Source organism: Nostoc sp. LEGE 12447 (assembly GCF_015206985.1).
Classification (GTDB): Bacteria; Cyanobacteriota; Cyanobacteriia; order Cyanobacteriales; family Nostocaceae; genus Nostoc.
On sequence record NZ_JADEXT010000024.1, the window covers coordinates 67,020 to 86,451 of the forward strand.

The following is a 19,432-nucleotide window of genomic DNA, read 5'->3' on the forward strand; positions in this document are numbered from 1 at the left end:
TCTCAAGTTAAAAACACCTATGTCTTCAAATCCCCAGTACCTAAGCGGTAACGAAATTCGCAACACATTCCTCAACTTCTTTGCCCAACGGAGTCACCAAATCCTCCCAAGTGCGTCTCTCGTGCCAGAAGATCCAACCGTACTGCTGACGATCGCGGGGATGCTACCATTTAAGCCGATATTCTTGGGGCAGAGGACACCAGAATTTAAGCGGGCTACAACTTCACAAAAGTGTATCCGTACCAACGACATCGAAAATGTCGGACGCACTAAACGGCATCATACCTTTTTTGAGATGCTGGGTAATTTCAGCTTTGGTGATTATTTTAAAGAACAAGCGATCGCTTGGGGCTGGGAAATCTCCACACAAGTCTTTGGCTTTTCTCCTCAAAATCTGGTTGTCAGCGTTTTTGAAGATGATGATGAAGCCTTTGCTATCTGGCGCGATCAAATCGGTGTGCCGGTAGCCAGAATTAAACGCTTGGGCGAAGATGATAACTTTTGGGTATCTGGCCCGACTGGCCCTTGTGGCCCTTGTTCAGAAATATATTACGACTTCCACCCAGAACGCGGTGACGAAAATATCGATTTAGAAGACGATTCCCGGTTTATCGAGTTTTACAACCTCGTGTTCATGCAATATAACCGAGATGTTTCAGGCAATTTAACGCCACTGCAAAACAAGAACATCGACACGGGTATGGGTTTGGAGAGAATGGCGCAAATACTCCAAAAAGTGCCCAATAACTACGAAACTGACCTAATTTTCCCAATTATTCAAACAGCTGCTCAAATTGCTGGTATTGACTACCACAAAAGTGATGAAAAAACCAAAGTCTCCCTAAAAGTCATTGGCGATCACGTTCGTTCGGTTGTCCACATGATCGCTGATGAAATCCGCGCTTCCAACGTGGGAAGGGGTTATGTGCTGCGGCGGTTAATTCGCCGCGTGGTGCGTCATGGGCGATTAATTGGGATTTCTGGCGAATTTACTACCCAAGTTGCCGAATCTGCGATCGCTCTTTCGGAATCAGCTTACCCCAATGTGCGCCAACGGGAAGCAGCAATAAAAGCTGAGTTGCAACGAGAAGAATCCAATTTCCTCAGAACTCTGGATAGAGGCGAAAAACTCTTAGAAGAAATTATCCAAGAGGTGAAACAGCAAGGAAACACTCAAATTAGTGGTGAAAGTGCATTTACCCTTTATGACACCTACGGATTTCCCCTCGAACTTACTCAAGAAGTTGCCGAAGAAAATAATCTCACAGTTGATGCTGAGGGATTTGAGGCACAAATGGAAATCCAAAAAGGACGCGGTAGAGATGCACATGAAACCATCGATTTAACTGTCCAAGGTTCCCTCGACAAGCTAGCAGAACACATCCAAGTCACCGAGTTTTTAGGCTACACCCAATCGGCGGCGACGGCAATAATCGAAGCGATTTTGCTAGAAGGTGTTTCTCAACAAGAAGCAGAAGCAGGGACACAGGTACAAATAGTCCTTGATAAAACGCCATTTTATGCTGAATCTGGCGGACAAATTGGCGATCGCGGTTATATCTCTGGTGATGGTATTGTTGTTCGCGTTGAAGATGTGAAGAAAGAATCTGATTTCTTTGTTCACTTCGGACGCATCGAACGCGGTACACTGCGCGTAGGCGATCGCGTCACCGCCCAAATCGATCCGGCTTGTCGCCGTCGCGCCCAAGCTAACCATACTGCAACGCACCTGTTGCAAGCGGCGTTGAAAAAAATTGTTGATGATGGCATATCTCAAGCTGGTTCCCTAGTTTCCTTTGATAGATTGCGTTTTGACTTCAACTGTCCCCGCGCTTTGACAGCAGAAGAAGTGCAACAAATTGAAGAACAGGTGAATATTTGGATTGCGGAAGCCCACGCTGCAAAGGTGGAAGTATTACCTTTAGCCGAGGCGAAAGCTAAGGGTGCTGTTGCGATGTTCGGCGAGAAATACGGCGATGAAGTTCGCGTGATTGACTTCCCTAGCGTATCAATGGAACTCTGCGGTGGCACTCATGTCAGCAATACTGCTGAAATTGGCGTGTTTAAGATTATCTCGGAAGCTGGCGTGGCTTCTGGGGTGCGGCGCATTGAAGCTGTTTCGGGGCCAGCAATCCTAGATTATCTCAACCTGCGGGATAAAGTAGTTAAAGATTTGAGCGATCGCTTTAAAGTGAAACCCGAAGAATTACCAGACAGAATTACAAGTCTGCAAAGCGAACTCAGAAATAGTCAGAAGGAATTGGAAACCTTGAAGGTACAATTAGCGATCGCTAAATCTGACAGCTTGCTGCAAACAGCCGAAACTGTAGGCGATCATAAAATTATCGTCGCCCAATTAGAAGATGTCGATCCAGAATCATTAAAAACCGCAGCCGAACGCCTGTTACAAAAAATCGGTAACGGTGCAGTGGTGCTAGGTTCTGTTCCCGAAGCCGATAAAGTCAGCATAGTTGCAGCTTTTAGTCCAGAAGTTAACAAAAAAGGTTTACAAGCTGGTAAATTTGTCGGTGCGATCGCTAAAATTTGCGGTGGTGGCGGCGGTGGAAGACCGAACTTAGCCCAAGCTGGCGGACGCGATGCGAGTAAATTACCAGATGCGTTGGGACAAGCAGAAAGTGATTTAAAGTCCGCATTGGCTTAACCCACATCTGACACCCCCAGTTCGTTGCTATTAGCTTTGGAATTCTATTCTGAGGCTAATAGCTAAAATCCTTTGATTCTTAGCTAGAAGTTTTTGGTAATGCGGCAGTAATTTGCCGAATCATCATGACTTTCCAGTAAGGTATGGGAGCAAGCAATACAGTCCCAGTTCCCTCAAAAGTATTGACGAGAAATTCACCAGAAGTCATCGAACCTAAAAGAGATTTGGTAGCTTTTTCAACGCGATAATTTAAAGTATTTGTGCGAGCGATCGCAAAATTTCCATCAACAACTAATCGGTCATTTTGTAAATTTATTACTTCTACAGGGCCTTGTGCTACCATTACCACTTTACCCCTACCTTTGACTTTTGTTTGAAACAAACCCTCACCACCAATTAAGCCTGATACAAATTTGTTTCGTTCAATTCCTACTTCTATACTGCCATCGCTAGCCCAATAAGCGCCAGTATCTAAAATCCATTCACTACCGTCTAATTCTAGAATGTGATATCCCGCTAAAGATGGCTCTAAATATAATTCACCCGTACCTGTATATGTAGGACGGAAAATGTTTTCTCCTGTGGCTAATGATTTTAAAAACCCGCCTGCTGAAGGGGCTTTAGATTGCATCTGAACGTTGCCACGAATATAGTACATAGCACCAGATTCAGTCCGTACTGTTTCGTTTTGCAAAGTGACTTTGACTAAACGTAAGCTTTCTTTTTCGATTATTTCAAAATGTGCCATAATTCTCCTATTGCTTTTTACACAAATGTGTACTTGGCTGTTAGCCAGAATTTATATCCATTTTTGGCATCTATTTTTACAAATGGCAAGTCAGATATAGGAATCCGCTTTGATTTTTGTATCTCTCACGGGAGCGTAGCCATATTTACTTGCGTGGGAAGGCAAGAGGCAATAGGCAATAGGCAATAGGAAAGAAGGCTTTTTGAGTTGTACGGAGTTTTTTCAAAAATCAAATATGAGTCAAATAAAATTAATTTCTGTTTAATTTAATGTGAGATAAATTAGTCTAACAGAAAGACCTCTCCCTAGTTTCTACTAAGTAAAACCTGTCCCTCTCCGAGTCGGAAAGGGACAGACTTGAACGAAAGTTCAAGGCAGGGAGAGATTTCTTTTACTGACGTTAATTTAGAGTGAATATTTATAATTTAAAAAAATAGTTGATGAATATTCACTCCCAAGTTTTAGCTCCAGATTTATGTTTATTGCTAACTTCTAAGGGAAGGAAAATCGTCAAAACTTCCCCATAGTGTGGACGCTGACGCACAATCAATTTACCGCCAATCGCTTGAAATAAATGCTTGGTTGCAGCAATATTCAAACTAATCGTACCCGTTTCTGGTTGGAACATCAGCAATTGACCAAGGGCTTTGCGAATTGGTGGCGTTGCAGGTGTGGCGGCTTTACTGGAATCTTTGCACCCAAATTGGGGCGATAATTGTAACTTCAGTTGATCTCCAGCCGGAATAACTTGTACTTGAATATGGCTACCAGAGGGTAAGCTGCGAGTGAAATTCTCTATCAAACCGGTGAGTACCTGATCGAGCATCATGGGATTACTCACCACAGTTGGTAGTTGCTGAGGTAAAACAACATTTAAAGTTAAGTTCCGGCGATGCGCTGCTTGTTCCCACCGAGGAATGCTCTGCTGCAACACTTGATCTAAAGACATCGGTGTGAGTTGAGTTTTTGAACATTTTGTAGAGGCAGTAGTTTCTAATTCTGCTGCCTTAAACAGCAACTCCATACGATCAATTTGCTCAGTACATTCGTGATCGATAATTTTTAAGCGATTGATCACACTAGCATCTAAATCTCGCCGCTTCAGCAGTAGACGAGTCATGGTGCGAATAGTTGTTAAAGGTGTGCGGACTTCGTGAGCGAAGGCTTGGAGCAGTTCGACATCAGGATTTGGGGATTGGGGATTGGGCATCCCTTCGACTTCGCTCAGGGCAAGTGGGAATTGGGAATTGGGAATTGCGAATTGGGAATTGGTATTTTTCCCCCTGCTCCCTGCTCCACTTCGGCTACGCTCAGTGACCACTTGCTCCCCTGCTTCTTCCCCAGTCTCTTCTGCTTCTGTTAATTCTTGAAGCAGCAACTGACTAAACTGAATCATGATGCGGCAATCTGGTGCTACCGGAGAATATTGTTGTACTAATACATCCAGGCGGGCAAAAAATTCTGGATTAGCCAGCATTACTCTCGCACCTAGCGATCGCCAAGCTTGCTCTACTACTTCCGGCTCAAAAGAAAATGAAAAGGTTTTTTTACCGTTTTTGTGGGTTGCTAAAACCAGTACTAATCTAAATTTATCTGTAAAAACTAAGCAAAACTGCTCTGTCCCCAGAGGATCGGCAGGTAATAAAGGAAGTACCGATTCATGAGGAGCGATTTCTTCATTTATAGTTGCGTTGGCGTTGCCCAACCCAGGCATCGCATCTGGCATCTGAAATGGCATCAGTGCCAAGGGATTAAATGGTTTTGCTGTGAAAGTTACTGTTTGTAAGTTTTGAGTCAGTTTTGGCTGACTAAATAAGGGTGCAGGCGCAGCTAAAACTAATCCTTGGATTGTGTCAACTGAATTAGCTGCTAAAGTATTTAATAGCAAATGTTCAGTTGCTGCGAGGCTGACACGCCACTGCCGCTCTGCTTTACCAGGTGAACATTCAGCCACACTTGATTGATTTTGGGCCAAGATTTCGCTCAGACTTGGCAATATCCATTCGTACACAGGCTTTCACCCCTTAATTCAAGAGCGACTAACAGCGTCTAAGGTAGACATTTCACTACTACCTACGAGGTTATAACCATTTGTGTACTGTTGAAAGTGGTAGAACCGAACAATTCGGGCGCAATTACCCCTATGTAGAGATGTCTACGACGGGCTACGCCTACGCAGTTATGGTCTGAAAAAGACTCATACTTAACCTATTGTGCGATCGCTGATTGATGATTGTGCTAATTTCCCTGCTCTAATCGGGATTGCAATCACAAACTCTGCACCCTGTCCTGGTGATGAAATACATTCCAAAGATCCACCATGCTTTTCAGTAATTATCTGGTAGCTGATCGATAATCCCATACCAGTCCCCTTACCAACTGCTTTTGTGGTGAAAAAAGGGTCAAATAAACGCGACTGAATTTCTTTTGGGATTCCCCATCCATTATCAGTAATCCGAATCACAGCATTTTCATTTACCTGTTCCGAAGAAATACGAATCAAGGGATTTGGACAAAGTTCTTTTTGGAAAGCCTCTTCTAAAGCATCGATTGCATTTGCCAAGAGGTTCATAAATACTTGATTCATTTGCCCTGCAAAACACTGAATTTTAGGCATTTCCCCATACTCTTTGACCACCTCAATTTGAGGGCGATTATTTTGTGCCTTGAGCCGATGTTGCAAAATTAACAGGGTACTGTCGATTCCTTCATGCAAATCAGCCGTTTTAAACTCAGCTTCATCCAAGCGAGAGAAAATTCGTAGACTGAGAACAATTTCCCGGATGCGTTTAGCCCCCATTTTCATTGAGGTTAACATCTTAGGCAAGTCTTCTATTAGGTACTCAATTTCGTTCAGTTGGTTAGCATTTTGAATTTCTGGCTCTGGATAGGGGTAGTGTTTTTGATAAAGCCTAATTAACAGCAACATCTGTTGAGTGTAGTCATCAGTGTATTCGAGGTTGCCGTAGATAAAGTTAACTGGATTGTTGATTTCATGGGCAACTCCCGCTACTAGTTGACCCAGACTTGACATTTTTTCAGATTGAATTAATTGGATTTGGGTTTTTTTCAGGTCTTTCAGAGCTTGCTGAAGTTCCGCTTCTGCTTCTTGGCGTTCGGTAATTTCGTCTCGTAATTGTTCATTGGCGTTGACCAATTCATTTCTAGAATATTGCAGATCGTCCGCCATTTTATTGAACGAGGTGGCTAACTCGCCAATCTCATCCTGAGAGCGAATACTAACTCTGGTATCCAGCTTACCTTCAGCCAGATTTACCACAGCTTGCTGGAGTTGTTTAATTGGTTTTGAAATGCTTCTAGAGATCAAATAGCCTACTAATAGTGCCAGGATGCCACATACCAAACTGATGACCGACGTGGCAACAATATTTTTTTTGGCTGTTACTAGCGCTGCTTTATAAAGCGGTGTATATTCGAGAATGACTGCACCAATGGTTTCACCCTTGCCACTCTTAAAAGGAACAGCAATCAATCGAATCCCATTTGGGTACTCAGGACTGAACTCAATATATGTTCTTGGTATACCATCTTGAATAGTTTTACCAACTTCATTATTGCGATCGTGATCTAATCGCGTACCAATGTCTTCTGGAACTACATCTGCCAGAATGATTTTATTGCGGTCTACAATTTCTAGATCGCGCTGGCGTTGCTTGTGTAGCGAGATAACATGCTCTTGCAATTCGGCTAGCATCTTATCTCGCGATCCAATTTCGTGGTATTCGTAAACTTCATGACTGACGAAATATCCCACTAGTCCAGCAACTTCCTCAGCCTCTTGTTGAGCAATATACTTAGCTATTTTCAATTGCTGATGAGCATTAATAGCACCAGTAATTACTGAAAGAGTAGCTATTCCTAGAATTCCCGAAATTAATTTCTGACTAATTTTCATCCCTTGCTCGGAACCTCAAGTACTGACTACTCTGCTAATTCACTTTTGGGGAGTTTGCCCTGATTTTAAAATTCCCATTTGTCAGCCTGAAAGCTACAGAATCAACAGCTATTAGCCAAATTTTTAATCTGAGTCTATTTTGGCGATACCTTCTCTGCGAAACGCTACGCCTAGCTTTCTTCCCCGCAGGGTACGCTAACACATTTTTTGAGTAGATTAAAAAGAGACTATCTCAAAGGCAATTTATGACTTCTTTTGAAACTTCCGCTCAAGATTTGGTACTAGTTGCTGGTGCTACTGGTGGAGTAGGGCAACTAGTGGTAGGCAAACTCCTAGAAAAGGGTTTGAAAGTTCGTGTTCTGACACGCAATGCCCCAAAAGCCGAAGAAATGTTTAACCAAAGAGTGGAAATTGCCGTTGGTGACATCCGCCAGCCAGCTACACTCCCAGCTGCAACACAAGATGTCACCCACATCATCAGTTGTACTGGAACCACTGCCTTTCCTTCTGCGCGATGGGAGTTTGACCAACCCCCGAACTTGCTTGAATGGGGAATAACCTTCCTTAACCCCAAATCTAGCGAAGCAAAAGCAAAGAATAGTCCAGCCAAGGTTGATGCCCAAGGTGTCAGCAACCTAGTTACAGCAGCACCCCAGAATTTGAAGCGATTCGTTTTCGTCTCTTCTTGTGGAATTCTCCGTAAAGATCAGTTTCCTTTTAGTATTCTTAATGCTTTTGGCGTGTTGGATGCCAAACAAAAAGGTGAGGAGTCCATTATTAATTCAGGATTACCCTACACGATTATCCGCCCAGGACGCTTGATTGACGGGCCCTATACTTCATACGACCTCAACACACTGCTAAAGGCCAAAACAGATGGTAAATATGGTGTGGTTATAGCCACTGGGGATACACTTTCGGGTGATACCAGTCGGATTGATGTAGCAAACGCTTGCGTAGAATGCCTTTTTCAGCCAACTAGTTCCAAGAAAATTTTTGAAATAGTCAACCAGGGACAAAGACCACCTGTAATTGATTGGGAAACTCTTTTCTCTAGACTTGAGTAAGTGCTGAGTAATATTTAATTCAATGCTCAATGCCCAATGCCCAATTCTCAGTGCTTCTGTAGTTTATTACCTCTAAAGACGGCAAACACCACTCGGACGTTACGGTTCACCCTAATTACTGAAAGTATTAATTCTCATACATTAGACAGAGTGAAGGCAAATCAATCCATGAACCAACTAAAAAAACTATTTAGTTAGTTTAACCGTCCTAAGCAAGGTTCGGGAAACCACCCTTCATGGACTGGCTACCACTAAGCTTCAGTATATATATCAGCATAGTCTGGAGTTTTAACCCCAGGAAAGCCAAATCAAAGGTATTCATGCTGAATTGGCTGATTTATTGACCCTGTTGGTTCAAAATTTAGTCCTTTATATTCTCATTCATTCATTTGTAGTTATACGGAGCCAGCACCTAAAATGGCAAAAGTAGTTGGAATTGACTTAGGAACAACGAACTCCTGCGTGGCAGTGATGGAAGGTGGTAAACCTACTGTAATTGCTAATGCTGAAGGTTTTCGGACAACCCCATCAGTAGTGGCATTCGCGAAAAATGGCGACAACTTGGTTGGCCAAATCGCCAAACGCCAAGCGGTGATGAACCCCGAAAATACGTTTTACTCAGTCAAACGCTTTATCGGTCGCCGCTACGACGAAGTGAGTAACGAAGCAACTGAAGTTTCTTACAAAGTTCTCAGCAGCAACGGCAATGTCAAATTAGATTGTCCGATAGCTGGTAAACCGTTTGCTCCTGAAGAAATTTCTGCAAAAGTTCTTCGCAAACTAGTTGAAGATGCCAGCAAATACCTTGGTGAAACTGTTACCCAAGCTGTAATCACCGTTCCCGCATACTTTAACGACTCTCAACGGCAAGCGACAAAAGACGCTGGTAAAATTGCAGGTATTGAAGTTCTGCGGATTATCAACGAGCCAACTGCTGCTTCTCTAGCTTATGGGTTTGACAAGAAGAGTAACGAAACCATTCTCGTATTTGACCTTGGTGGTGGTACCTTCGACGTATCCGTGCTGGAAGTAGGAGATGGAGTTTTTGAAGTACTAGCCACATCTGGGGATACACACCTTGGTGGTGACGACTTTGATAAAAAAATAGTTGACTTCTTAGCTGAAAAGTTCAAGAAAGCCGAAGGTATTGAACTACGCAAAGACAAACAAGCTTTACAACGTCTGACAGAAGCCGCAGAAAAAGCCAAAATTGAGCTTTCTAGCGTTACCCAAGCAGAAATCAATTTACCATTTATCACTGCTACCCAGGATGGGCCTAAGCACCTGGATACAACCCTGACTCGTGCCACCTTTGAAGAACTTTGTTCTGACTTAATCGACCGTTGCCGTGTTCCTGTGGAAAACGCTCTGCGCGATGCCAAGTTAAGCAAAGGTGATATTGATGAAGTGGTATTAGTGGGTGGTTCTACCCGTATTCCCGCAGTCCACCAGATTGTGAAGCAGGTATTGGGTAAAGACCCTAACCAAAGCGTTAACCCTGATGAAGTCGTGGCAATTGGTGCAGCGATTCAAGCAGGTGTACTGAATAATGAAGTCACTGGCATCTTACTGTTAGATGTATCACCACTTTCTTTGGGTGTTGAAACATTGGGCGGCGTGATGACCAAAATTATTCCCCGCAACACAACAATCCCCACCAAGAAATCGGAAGTCTTCTCCACCGCAGTGGATGGTCAAACCAACGTAGAAATTCACGTCCTTCAAGGTGAACGCGAATTTTCTAACGATAACAAGAGTTTGGGAACCTTCCGCCTTGATGGTATTCCTCCTGCACCACGTGGCGTTCCTCAAATTGAAGTGGTGTTCGATATTGACGCTAACGGTATCCTTAACGTCACCGCTAAGGACAAAGGTACTGGCAAAGAACAGTCCATCAGCATAACTGGTGCTTCCACTCTGGATAAAACTGACGTTGACCGGATGGTAAGAGAAGCTGAACAAAACGCTTCATCTGACAAAGAACGGCGTGAGAAGATTGAACGCAAGAACCAAGCCGACTCCTTGTCATACCAAGCTGAAAAGCAGTTACAAGAATTGGGCGATAAAGTTCCGGCTGCTGACAAGACTAAAGTTGAAGGTTTGGTAAAAGAACTGCGGGAAGCAGTTGCCAAAGAAGACGATGAGCAAATCAAGAAGCTCACCCCAGAATTGCAACAAGCCCTATTCGCTGTTGGTAGCAACATCTATCAACAAGCTGGTGCTGGTGCTGCACCAGGTGCTGAACCTCAAGATGGGGGTTCCACCTCTAGCTCTGGTAGCGGCGACGATGTGATTGACGCTGATTTTACAGAGAGTAAATAATTCTCCTACTTCTTTCGGGATAATTATTTTGTCCCGCCTCATATTACCCATCCAGGTATTAACCTGGGTGGGAATTTTTTTTAGAAGTTATGAGTAAAAATAAATAATATTGCTAACTCTTGATAAAAGAAAGGCAGGAGGCAGAGGGCAGAAGGAAGAAAAAGGTACAAACCTTGCACGCCACTTGCTCATCTTGACTACGAGCCAAGACCGCAGTGGCTCCCCTTGTGGGCAAAAAAATTTAAAACATTCTTTGCGAAAGCGTTGCGGCACGAAGTGCGATGCGTCGCACGAGAAAAGATGTGTCCTTGTTCAAACCTCTTCCCTTTATGGGAGAGGTTTCCCTCCTGCCAACTGAGCCTCCTGCCTTCTGCCTTACCGCCTTTAGCGGCATTGATTTTAATTGATTTCTAACTCCTCACTATTAACTCCCTTATGCCATATCCACAAGCACCTTGGACACTTCAAGGCTACGCTATCCAAACTCTGCATTTAGTGAATATTGACCTAGTACGCTCTTTAATTCCTTTAGATTTAAAAATTATTTCTGTATGGCCTGGTAAAACCATCGCTAGCGTGTATTTATCTAAGTACGGTTCAGGCTCGGTACTAGAATACAGTGAGTTAATTATTGCCCCAGCTTTGGTTAATTACCAGAGAAAAATCGGCGGTTGGATTTCTCACATTTATGTAGATAATGCTGATTCGGTGGCTGGTGGTCGAGAAATTTGGGGACTACCAAAGGAATTAGCTGAGTTTACCTGGAAAGAAGGAGAGCATATCACTGTGCATCAGGGAAACCGGAAGTTGTGTAGTCTTAAGTATAATCAGCAAACCTTGGCATGGAGACAGGGGTTAAGTGCTTCTGGTTTCAGCGTCAAGGGTACTGATTTGATGATGTTCCCTGCTAAATGTGAGTCTGTATTGGGTTTGATTGGTTCTCAGTTAGAAATCCCCACCGAAAGTCCTTTTTCTGGAATAGGTTTAGGTCAGCCTTTATTAACTGTGCGTTGTGAGCAGATGAGTTTGCAGGTTGATGCCCCAAAAGTTGTAGGTCAATCGAGTGGAGATTTTAGATTAACCCCATAAGTTTTTCTGGAAAAGGAATTACGGTTCAAAGCGCTACTTGTACAAAATCGTGGGTATTGAGACGCGATAAATCGCCGTCTCTACAAGTGTTTTGGTGTATTGAATTATATTGGGGCATAATTCGGAATGCTGCACTTTGATCTTGTAGTTCTAGATATACCTAAAAAAGTAAACAGCAAATGGTCGCTTGAAAGTATATAGCAATCCTATTTGAGTTGTGAAAAATGTAGATTAGGAAACGAACTGCAAAGGACGCAAAGGACGCAAAGGGAGGAAAGAAGAAAGAGAGATGTAATTTTCACGAATGATTTAGGACTGCTATATGGGATAGATTGGATGGTCTATCTCGCTATACATTCTATGTAATATCTAGCAATTTTTTAAATTTAAATTATTTACTTAATTAGCAAGCTTGAGAAAACGACACCCTTATTACCTTACTGATAATCAACAGTAGGGTTTTTTGTTGAAAATAACTAAATTACCAACTTTTAATACAATTTTATTTATTATTAAAGTCCATACAAGGAGCAACACAGCTAGTCTTTTAAAGGTGTTTTATACTCTAAATAAGACAAATTGATATTTGATTTGCTGGTATGGATGTAGTTACAGAAATAGCGATCGCTATTTCCCCCTTCAGATTATTCTGAAAATATCCTAGCTTCCCAACATCTGCAAGTTATGCAAAGTTGCATAAAGCCCTCCCTGTTCCAGTAGTTCATCGTGACTTCCCTGTTCGATTAATTCGCCACGCTTGAGAACGAAAATCCGGTCTACATTGCGAATCGTAGACAGGCGGTGAGCGATAATAATGGCGGTACGTCTGAGCAATAGCTGGTTTAATGCCTCTTGAACTAAAGCTTCTGTCCCAACATCTAAACTAGCGGTAGCTTCATCTAACACCAAAATTTGAGGATCGCGAATAGCAGCCCGCGCAAAGGCTAAAAGTTGCTTTTGACCACTAGAAATATTTGTGCCCCGTTCTCGAAGTTGAGTATCATAACCCTGGGGTAGTTCTTCTATAAATTGGGCAATGTTGGTTTGCTCTGCTGCTTGCTGAATCTGTTCAATGGTATAGCCATCTCCTAAAGAAATGTTGCTTTTAACATCGCCAGCAAACAAAAAGCCTTCTTGTAAAATTACTGCCATGTAGCGCCGTAGTTCTGCCTGTGGGACTTCTCGAATATCTACGCCATCGATGAGAATGCGTCCTTTGGTGGGTTCATAGAGGCGGCATAAAAGCCGGATGATCGAAGTTTTGCCTGCACCGGTGGGGCCAACTAATGCCACTTTTTCGCCAGGACGAATGGTGAAATCTAAGTCTTTAATTACGTAATCATCATTTTTATAAGCAAACCAGACATGATCAAAGCAAATCTCTCCCAGTTCAGGTGGGGAAGTCGTATCTGGGGATTCTAGATTTGCAACGATTTCGTCTATGTAGCCGAATTTAGCATCAAATATTGAGAAGCGCACATTGGCGCGATCGCGGATTTCTATCGGTTCATCTAATATATCGCCTACGCGTTCAATAGCAGTAAAACCAGCTTGAATGACTGTAAATTTTTCGGCAAAATCTCTTAAAGGGTCAAATAATCGCTGGGCATACAAGATAAATGCCGATAAAGTCCCAAAAGCTATACTTTTTCCTAAGAGTAACCAACCACCCATACACAAAACAGCTGCGATCGCAATCAGCCCAATCCATTCTAAGGTTGCTGAAATAAATGAATCATAAAAAATGGTTTGATCCATTTGCTGAGTGTAGCGGCTGTTGGTGGCACGAAACAGTTCGGCATTAAATTTTTCCCTGCGGAATAACTGCACTACGTTAATGCCAAGGACATTTTCTTGTAGCTGCGAGTTTAATATAGAAAGTTCTTCCCGCCCTTTGTAATTGGCTTTGCGGTACTGTTGCTGAATGTAAACAATTAACCAGGTAACTGGTAATAGCATCAATAGCAGCAAACAAGTCAGTTGCCATTCAATGGAAAACATTAAACCTAAAATCACCAGCATGGAAAACAAATTGGACACGATGCCAATTGCCCCAGTGGAAAAGACATCGCCTAAAACTTCCACATCGCTGGTGATTCTGGTGATTAATTTACCTACGGGTGTGCGGTCAAAAAAGCGTACTGCTAGGGATGTGACGTGCTGAAATAAATCTTGGCGAATTGCGGCGGTGATTTGTTGCCCTAGCTTCTGTACTAAATAACCCTGGTAGCCTGTAAAAATCAATCGGATTGCGATCGCCACAAACAACAATCCTTCCAGGATATTTAACCCTTCGGACAAGGGACGATTCCTGAGAAATTCGTAAGCGCTTGGTTCATTGCGAATTAGGGAGATAACTTGGCCAATCAACAGAGGTTGGACAGCATTAGCTAGGGCGATGGGTATGAGTAGGCACATCGACAACGCCAATAATTGTCCGTTACGACGGGCGTAAGGCACTAGACGCAAAAACAACCGCCAGTCATTTTCACGCCGACGAGGTTGCGTATAAGATTTTTTGAGAGATTGATAAATGCTCATAGTAAGAGCATTATATTAATGTTTCTAAAAAAATACGCATATTTAAAGTAGCCTTTGTCCTGCGACTCTGATACCACGCCTGAGATAGAAACCGCAAGATTCCTACTCAGACATAGATGTAGCGTATTATGCTTTAGCTTGTTCAAAATGGCAGCTAGTAGTCTGCCAACCCAAAAATGCGCTTGTGAGGTCTGGGGAAAGGGGAAAAGAGACTGGGTTTGGGATTTAAAACCTTTCCCCCTTCCCCTTTACCCCGCCAAGTCACGAAAGCGAACTACTAGATGATTCTCTTGACCATTTGTATTACTATTTTTTGCCGCTCAACGACCGGTCATTTGCTCCAGCTTTTCGGGGTACCGAGCGCCTTGCACCGCGATCTTGGAGGCGGCATCATCGATGTCACGCAGATCGTCGGGCGTGAGTTCAACTGAGACTGCCCCAATGTTTTCGTCCAAACGATGCAGCTTCGTGGTGCCTGGGATGGGAACAATCCACGGCTTCTGGGCCAGCAGCCAGGCAAGTGCAATCTGAGCAGGTGTCGCCTGCTTCTGTTCGGCGATGCTGCCGAGCAGATTAATTAGGGCCTGATTCGCCTTGAGAGCCTCCGGCGTAAAGCGAGGCAGGGTGCTGCGGAAGTCGGAGCTGTCAAAAGTCGCGTTTTCGTCGATCTTGCCCGTGAGAAAGCCCTTGCCCAAAGGGCTGTAGGGGACAAAGCCGATTCCGAGTTCCTCAAGGGTCGGTATCACTTCCGCTTCAGGCTTTCTCCACCACAGTGAGTACTCGCTCTGGAGAGCAGCGATCGGCTGAACTGCGTGCGCGCGACGGATAGTTTGCACTCCTGCTTCCGAGAGTCCAAAGTGCTTCACCTTACCTTGCTGAATCAGTTCCTTCACTGCTCCTGCAACGTCTTCAATCGGCACGTTCGGGTCAACTCGATGCTGATAGAGTAGGTCGATTGTCTCGAACTTGAGTCGCTTGAGTGAACCCTCCACGGCTTCCTTAATATGCTCCGGTCGGCTATTTAGCCCGGGTGAACCCTTCATGCCACGGGGATCAGAATTCGGACTGATGTCGAACCCGAATTTGGTGGCGATGACCACTTGGTCGCGGAAGGGAGCGAGGGCTTCACCCACCAGCTCTTCGTTTAGGAACGGGCCGTAGACCTCGGCGGTGTCAAAGAATGTAATGCCGCGATCGACGGCAGTTCGAAGAAGAGCGGTCATCTCCTGTGTATCTTTGGGCGGGCCATAAGAAAAGCTCATTCCTATACAGCCCAGCCCGATCGCCGAGACTTCTAGATTACTGTTTCCAAGTTTGCGCTTTTGCATTGTTATTTCTTCGAGGTTCCACCTCGGTTATGCAGATTTTAGGGATGCCATATCAATCACAAAGCGGTATTTCACATCGGACTTGAGCAGGCGATCGTAAGCTTCGTTGACCTTCTGGATGGGGATGACTTCGACATCGGCGGTGATGTTATGCTTGCCGCAAAAGTCGAGCATCTCTTGGGTTTCGGCGATGCCGCCGATCAGAGAGCCGGAAAGACTGCGGCGCGCCATGATGAGGCTGAATGCCGAGACATCCAGAGGCTTCTCAGGTGCGCCGACAAGGGTGATGTTACCGTCAAGGCGAAGCAGGTTGAGATAGGCATTGATATCATGTTTGGCAGAAACAGTATCGAGGATGAAATCGAAACTGCCAGCATGCTTCTGCATCTCGTCGGCGTTGCGGGAGACGACCACTTCATCGGCACCAAGGCGGAGTGCGTCTTCCTTCTTGTCGGGCGAGGTAGTGAAGACAACGACGTGGGCATCGAACGCACGGGCGAACTTCACACCCATGTGGCCAAGTCCACCAAGACCTACTACTCCGACCTTCTTGCCCTTGGTGACACCCCAGTGGCGCATGGGCGAATATGTTGTAATCCCGGCGCAGAGGAGCGGCGCAACCCCAGCGAGATCGAGGTTGGAGGGAACGCGTAGAACGAAGCGTTCATCGACGACGATGCTATTGGAGTAGCCACCATAAGTGACACCTCCAAGGTGTTTATCCGGGGAGTTATAGGTTTGGGTCATGTTCGAGCAGAACTGCTCAAGACCACCCCGGCAATGCGGGCAGGTGCCATCCGAGTCAACCATGCAGCCGACCGCGGCCAGGTCGCCGGGCTTGTACTTGGTAACTGCCGAGCCGACCTTAGTTACACGGCCGACAATCTCATGACCGGGAACAATCGGGTAGACTGTGGACATGATGCTGTTCCACTCGTTACGCACCGAATGGAGGTCGGAGTGGCAGATGCCGCAGAAAAGGATTTCAATCTGCACGTCCTGTTCAGTTGGATCGCGCCGCGCGATATTGGTGGAGGACAGAGGTGATGTTGCACTGGCTGCGGAATAAGCTTTTGTGTTGTACATAAATTGATGCTCCAATCTGGAAGATAAACTGGTTTCCTTCTACTCGGTCTTGAATCTGTCTTAATATTGTTCGTCGCTGACCTTTTCCATGCACCAAGCGCTTGCCGTCGAGTACCTCCTGAGTGAATGGCACGCTTGTTAAGCTGAAACCTCCTTGCTGGCAGGGTGTGGGAGGTGTGGGAGGACGGGGAAGAAGTCTACCCCCCACACTCCCCACACTCAAAAAGCAACTTATATCAGGGCTTTGCGATTAACAAGCGTGCCATTCCCTCCTGAGTGGCGATCGCGACAATGCTTTGTTGTGCGTTTAGGGTTTGATCGTATTGGCAACGAACAATCACTGCACCGTTTGACCGCCATCGACGACCAAGGCGTGTCCGACAACGAAGTCAGCCGCGTCTGAACACAGCCAGACAACGGCATTGGCAATCTCTTCAGGCTGACCCATCCGTCCGATCGGCTCCTCTGAAATTACCTGCTTGCGTCCTTCAGCAGTGCCGCCAGTAAAGCGATCCATCATCGGTGTGTCAATGTAACCGGGGGCAACGGCGTTGACGCGGATATTCTGCGAGGCATAGTCGAGAGCCGCCGACTTGGTGAGTCCGATCACGCCGTGTTTTGCGGCAGTGTACGCGGCTTTGCCCTTGATACCTATGACCCCGGCACCCGATGATGTGTTCACGATCGCCCCGCCGCCTTGCTTGAGTAGCAGCGGAATTTCATACTTCATGCACAGAAAAACGCCGCGCAGGTCGATGTCTACGATCCGATCCCACTCTTCCTCTTCGATTTCCGCTGTTGCTGTATTTTTCTGCTCCACACCGGCGTTGTTGAAGGCAAAGTCCAACCGCCCAAAGGTTTCGATGGTCTTGGAAAGAGCCGCCTTCACGTCCTCGGCTTGCGTTACGTTGCACTTGACGGCGATCGCTCGTCCACCGAGTTCTTCGATCATGTGTACCGTTTTTTGATTGCCCTGTTCTGAAACATCGGCGACCACTACATTAGCGCCCTCACGAGCAAATGCCAGCGCCGTAGCTCGACCGATGCCGTTCGCTGCTCCGGTCACAAACGCAACCTTTCCTATGTAGTTTCCATTCTCGTTTGTCGTCACTATTTTTCTCCTTAAAACCTTTGTTTTGCAGGTAGGACTTTTCTGACAGTGTAAATTTGTGAAGTGTTGCAGATCCGTAGATTTGATGATGCGTCTTGCGCGATCGCTAGAACGAACCGTCTGTTGATTTCGATAGCTCTTCATGGGCACGCGTCGCCTGCAATCGTTCCTCGACAGCCACCGCGATCGCCGCGATCGCGTCGCTGCCAGCAACGAACAGCTTCGGCGGATTTTCCATTCCGGCGATTTTGACCAGAGCATCGCCCAACTTTGCCGGATCGCCCTGCTGTGTGCCGTTGTAAACCGACCATGTTTCCTGGACGTTGCCCTCGGCGGCATAGTCTTCGATGGCGTTGCTGGGCCATCTGACATTCTGGCTGTCCAGAAGATCCGTGCGGAAGAAGCCAGGTTCGACGACCGTCATCTTGATGCCGAACCCCTCGACCTCGACCGCGACTGATAGCGAGATGCCCTCGACCGCGAACTTCGATGCGGCGTAGGCGGCACAGTGCTTAAATCCGACAACGCCAGCAACGGAACTGATGTTGATGATGTGGCCCGACCGCTGCTGACGCATAACTGGCAGCACCGCGCGCATAACGTACACCACACCATAGAAGTTCGTAGCGAACTGGCGTTCGATATCGGCTGTGGTCATCTCTTCAAAATTACCAAGTAGGCTGTAGCCCGCATTGTTAACTAAAACGTCGATACGACCGAACCGCTTCACTGCCTCCTCGACGGCTGTTTTCGCCTGTACCTCGTCCGCAACGTCCAACTCGACAAATGCCAGATTCTCGCTTGTAACGTCGCGCAAGGCATTACGCACTTTGTCGAGGTTTCGGCCGGTCGCGACTACACGATCGCCAGCCTGCAATGCCGCCTTAGCGGTTCCGGTGCCAATGCCGCTGCCGGCGCCTGTGATCAACCAGACTTTGTTCATAATTATTTTCCTTTGACTCGGACTTAATCAAACGCTGTATTGTTCATCGCTGACCTTTTCCAGCCAGTCCACGGGCTTACCATCGAGCCATTCCTGAATAGCGATGTGCGTCATGGCTGTGGTTGCTGTAGCACCGTGCCAATGCTTCTCATCCGGCGAGATCCAAATCGCGTCCCCCGGTCGAATTTGCTCGATCGAGCCGCCCCATCGCTGTACAAATCCGCAGCCTGCCGTCACAATCAAGGTTTGTCCCAATGGGTGAGTGTGCCATGCTGTCCGAGCGCCAGGCTCAAACGTGACACTAGCACCGGATGTGCGGGCTGGATCGTGTGCCTCGAATAGGGGATCAATGCGGACAGTGCCGGTAAAATAATCAGCCGGTCCTTTGGCAGAAGGCTGTGAGCCACTTCTTTTGATCTCCATTTTCTTAATTCCTTCACTTGATGTAATTTTGGTGGTTAGCAGGCAAGTCTCTTGCCCAATCAAAACTGAGTTTTCTCTTAAATAAAAATCCAGAATGCTTATAAGAAGTCGAAATCATTTTTCATTGCTTTAGCTTCATTCTAAGAATCTTGAAGAACAAGCAATAAAACGATCGTCTAAGATCGTTGTACAATTC

Annotated in this window: 13 protein-coding genes; 4 read left to right on the forward strand and 9 right to left on the reverse strand. The window is 45.7% G+C overall.

The features are described from left to right. Positions 1-19: 19 nt before the first annotated feature. A complete protein-coding gene (alaS, locus tag IQ274_RS22380; protein ID WP_194143466.1) occupies positions 20-2,662 on the forward strand; it encodes an alanine--tRNA ligase in 2,643 nt (880 codons plus the stop codon). A gap of 79 nt (positions 2,663-2,741) precedes the next feature. Here alaS and IQ274_RS22385 read toward each other — a convergent pair whose 3' ends face one another. The 3 genes from IQ274_RS22385 to IQ274_RS22395 all read right to left on the reverse strand — a co-directional run bounded on the left by IQ274_RS22385 (position 2,742) and on the right by IQ274_RS22395 (position 7,326). Then, positions 2,742-3,410, reverse strand: coding sequence for an AIM24 family protein (locus tag IQ274_RS22385; RefSeq protein WP_163929386.1), 669 nt, complete (start codon positions 3,408-3,410; stop codon positions 2,742-2,744). A gap of 448 nt (positions 3,411-3,858) precedes the next feature. Beyond that, positions 3,859-5,421, reverse strand: a complete 1,563-nt coding sequence (locus IQ274_RS22390; protein WP_163929387.1) for a histidine kinase dimerization/phospho-acceptor domain-containing protein — start codon at positions 5,419-5,421, stop codon at positions 3,859-3,861. A 192-nt stretch (positions 5,422-5,613) separates the two neighbouring features. After that, complete coding sequence (locus tag IQ274_RS22395) at positions 5,614-7,326, reverse strand: ATP-binding protein (protein WP_194143467.1); 1,713 nt, start codon at positions 7,324-7,326, stop codon at positions 5,614-5,616. Positions 7,327-7,571: 245 nt separating this feature from the next. On the opposite strand from IQ274_RS22395, the gene IQ274_RS22400 reads away from it, so the two are divergent. The 3 genes from IQ274_RS22400 to IQ274_RS22410 all read left to right on the forward strand — a co-directional run bounded on the left by IQ274_RS22400 (position 7,572) and on the right by IQ274_RS22410 (position 11,804). Next, a complete protein-coding gene (locus tag IQ274_RS22400) occupies positions 7,572-8,393 on the forward strand; it encodes an SDR family oxidoreductase (RefSeq protein ID WP_163929389.1) in 822 nt (273 codons plus the stop codon). 417 nt (positions 8,394-8,810) lie between these two features. Then, positions 8,811-10,715, forward strand: coding sequence for a molecular chaperone DnaK (gene dnaK, locus IQ274_RS22405; protein ID WP_114084881.1), 1,905 nt, complete (start codon positions 8,811-8,813; stop codon positions 10,713-10,715). A 435-nt stretch (positions 10,716-11,150) separates the two neighbouring features. After that, positions 11,151-11,804: an acetoacetate decarboxylase family protein gene (locus IQ274_RS22410; RefSeq protein WP_163929390.1), complete on the forward strand. Its 654-nt coding sequence runs from the start codon at positions 11,151-11,153 to the stop codon at positions 11,802-11,804. Between the two features lie 660 nt (positions 11,805-12,464). On the opposite strand, the gene IQ274_RS22415 is transcribed toward IQ274_RS22410, so the two are convergent. The 6 genes from IQ274_RS22415 to IQ274_RS22440 form a co-directional block, all read right to left on the reverse strand. Continuing rightward, positions 12,465-14,345 carry an ABC transporter ATP-binding protein gene (locus IQ274_RS22415; protein WP_163929391.1) on the reverse strand — a complete coding sequence of 627 codons (1,881 nt, stop codon included), beginning with the start codon at positions 14,343-14,345 and terminating at the stop codon, positions 12,465-12,467. A gap of 320 nt (positions 14,346-14,665) precedes the next feature. After that, the gene (locus tag IQ274_RS22420) at positions 14,666-15,673 is read right to left on the reverse strand and encodes an aldo/keto reductase (RefSeq protein WP_194143468.1); all 1,008 of its coding nucleotides are present in this window, start codon (positions 15,671-15,673) and stop codon (positions 14,666-14,668) included. 27 nt (positions 15,674-15,700) lie between these two features. Next, positions 15,701-16,759 carry an NAD(P)-dependent alcohol dehydrogenase gene (locus tag IQ274_RS22425; RefSeq protein ID WP_194143469.1) on the reverse strand — a complete coding sequence of 353 codons (1,059 nt, stop codon included), beginning with the start codon at positions 16,757-16,759 and terminating at the stop codon, positions 15,701-15,703. 337 nt (positions 16,760-17,096) lie between these two features. Continuing rightward, complete coding sequence (locus IQ274_RS22430) at positions 17,097-17,870, reverse strand: SDR family oxidoreductase (protein WP_194143470.1); 774 nt, start codon at positions 17,868-17,870, stop codon at positions 17,097-17,099. A 106-nt stretch (positions 17,871-17,976) separates the two neighbouring features. Continuing rightward, a complete protein-coding gene (locus IQ274_RS22435) occupies positions 17,977-18,813 on the reverse strand; it encodes an SDR family oxidoreductase (protein ID WP_194143471.1) in 837 nt (278 codons plus the stop codon). 27 nt (positions 18,814-18,840) lie between these two features. Continuing rightward, a complete protein-coding gene (locus tag IQ274_RS22440; RefSeq protein WP_194143472.1) occupies positions 18,841-19,236 on the reverse strand; it encodes a cupin domain-containing protein in 396 nt (131 codons plus the stop codon). Positions 19,237-19,432: the final 196 nt, after the last annotated feature.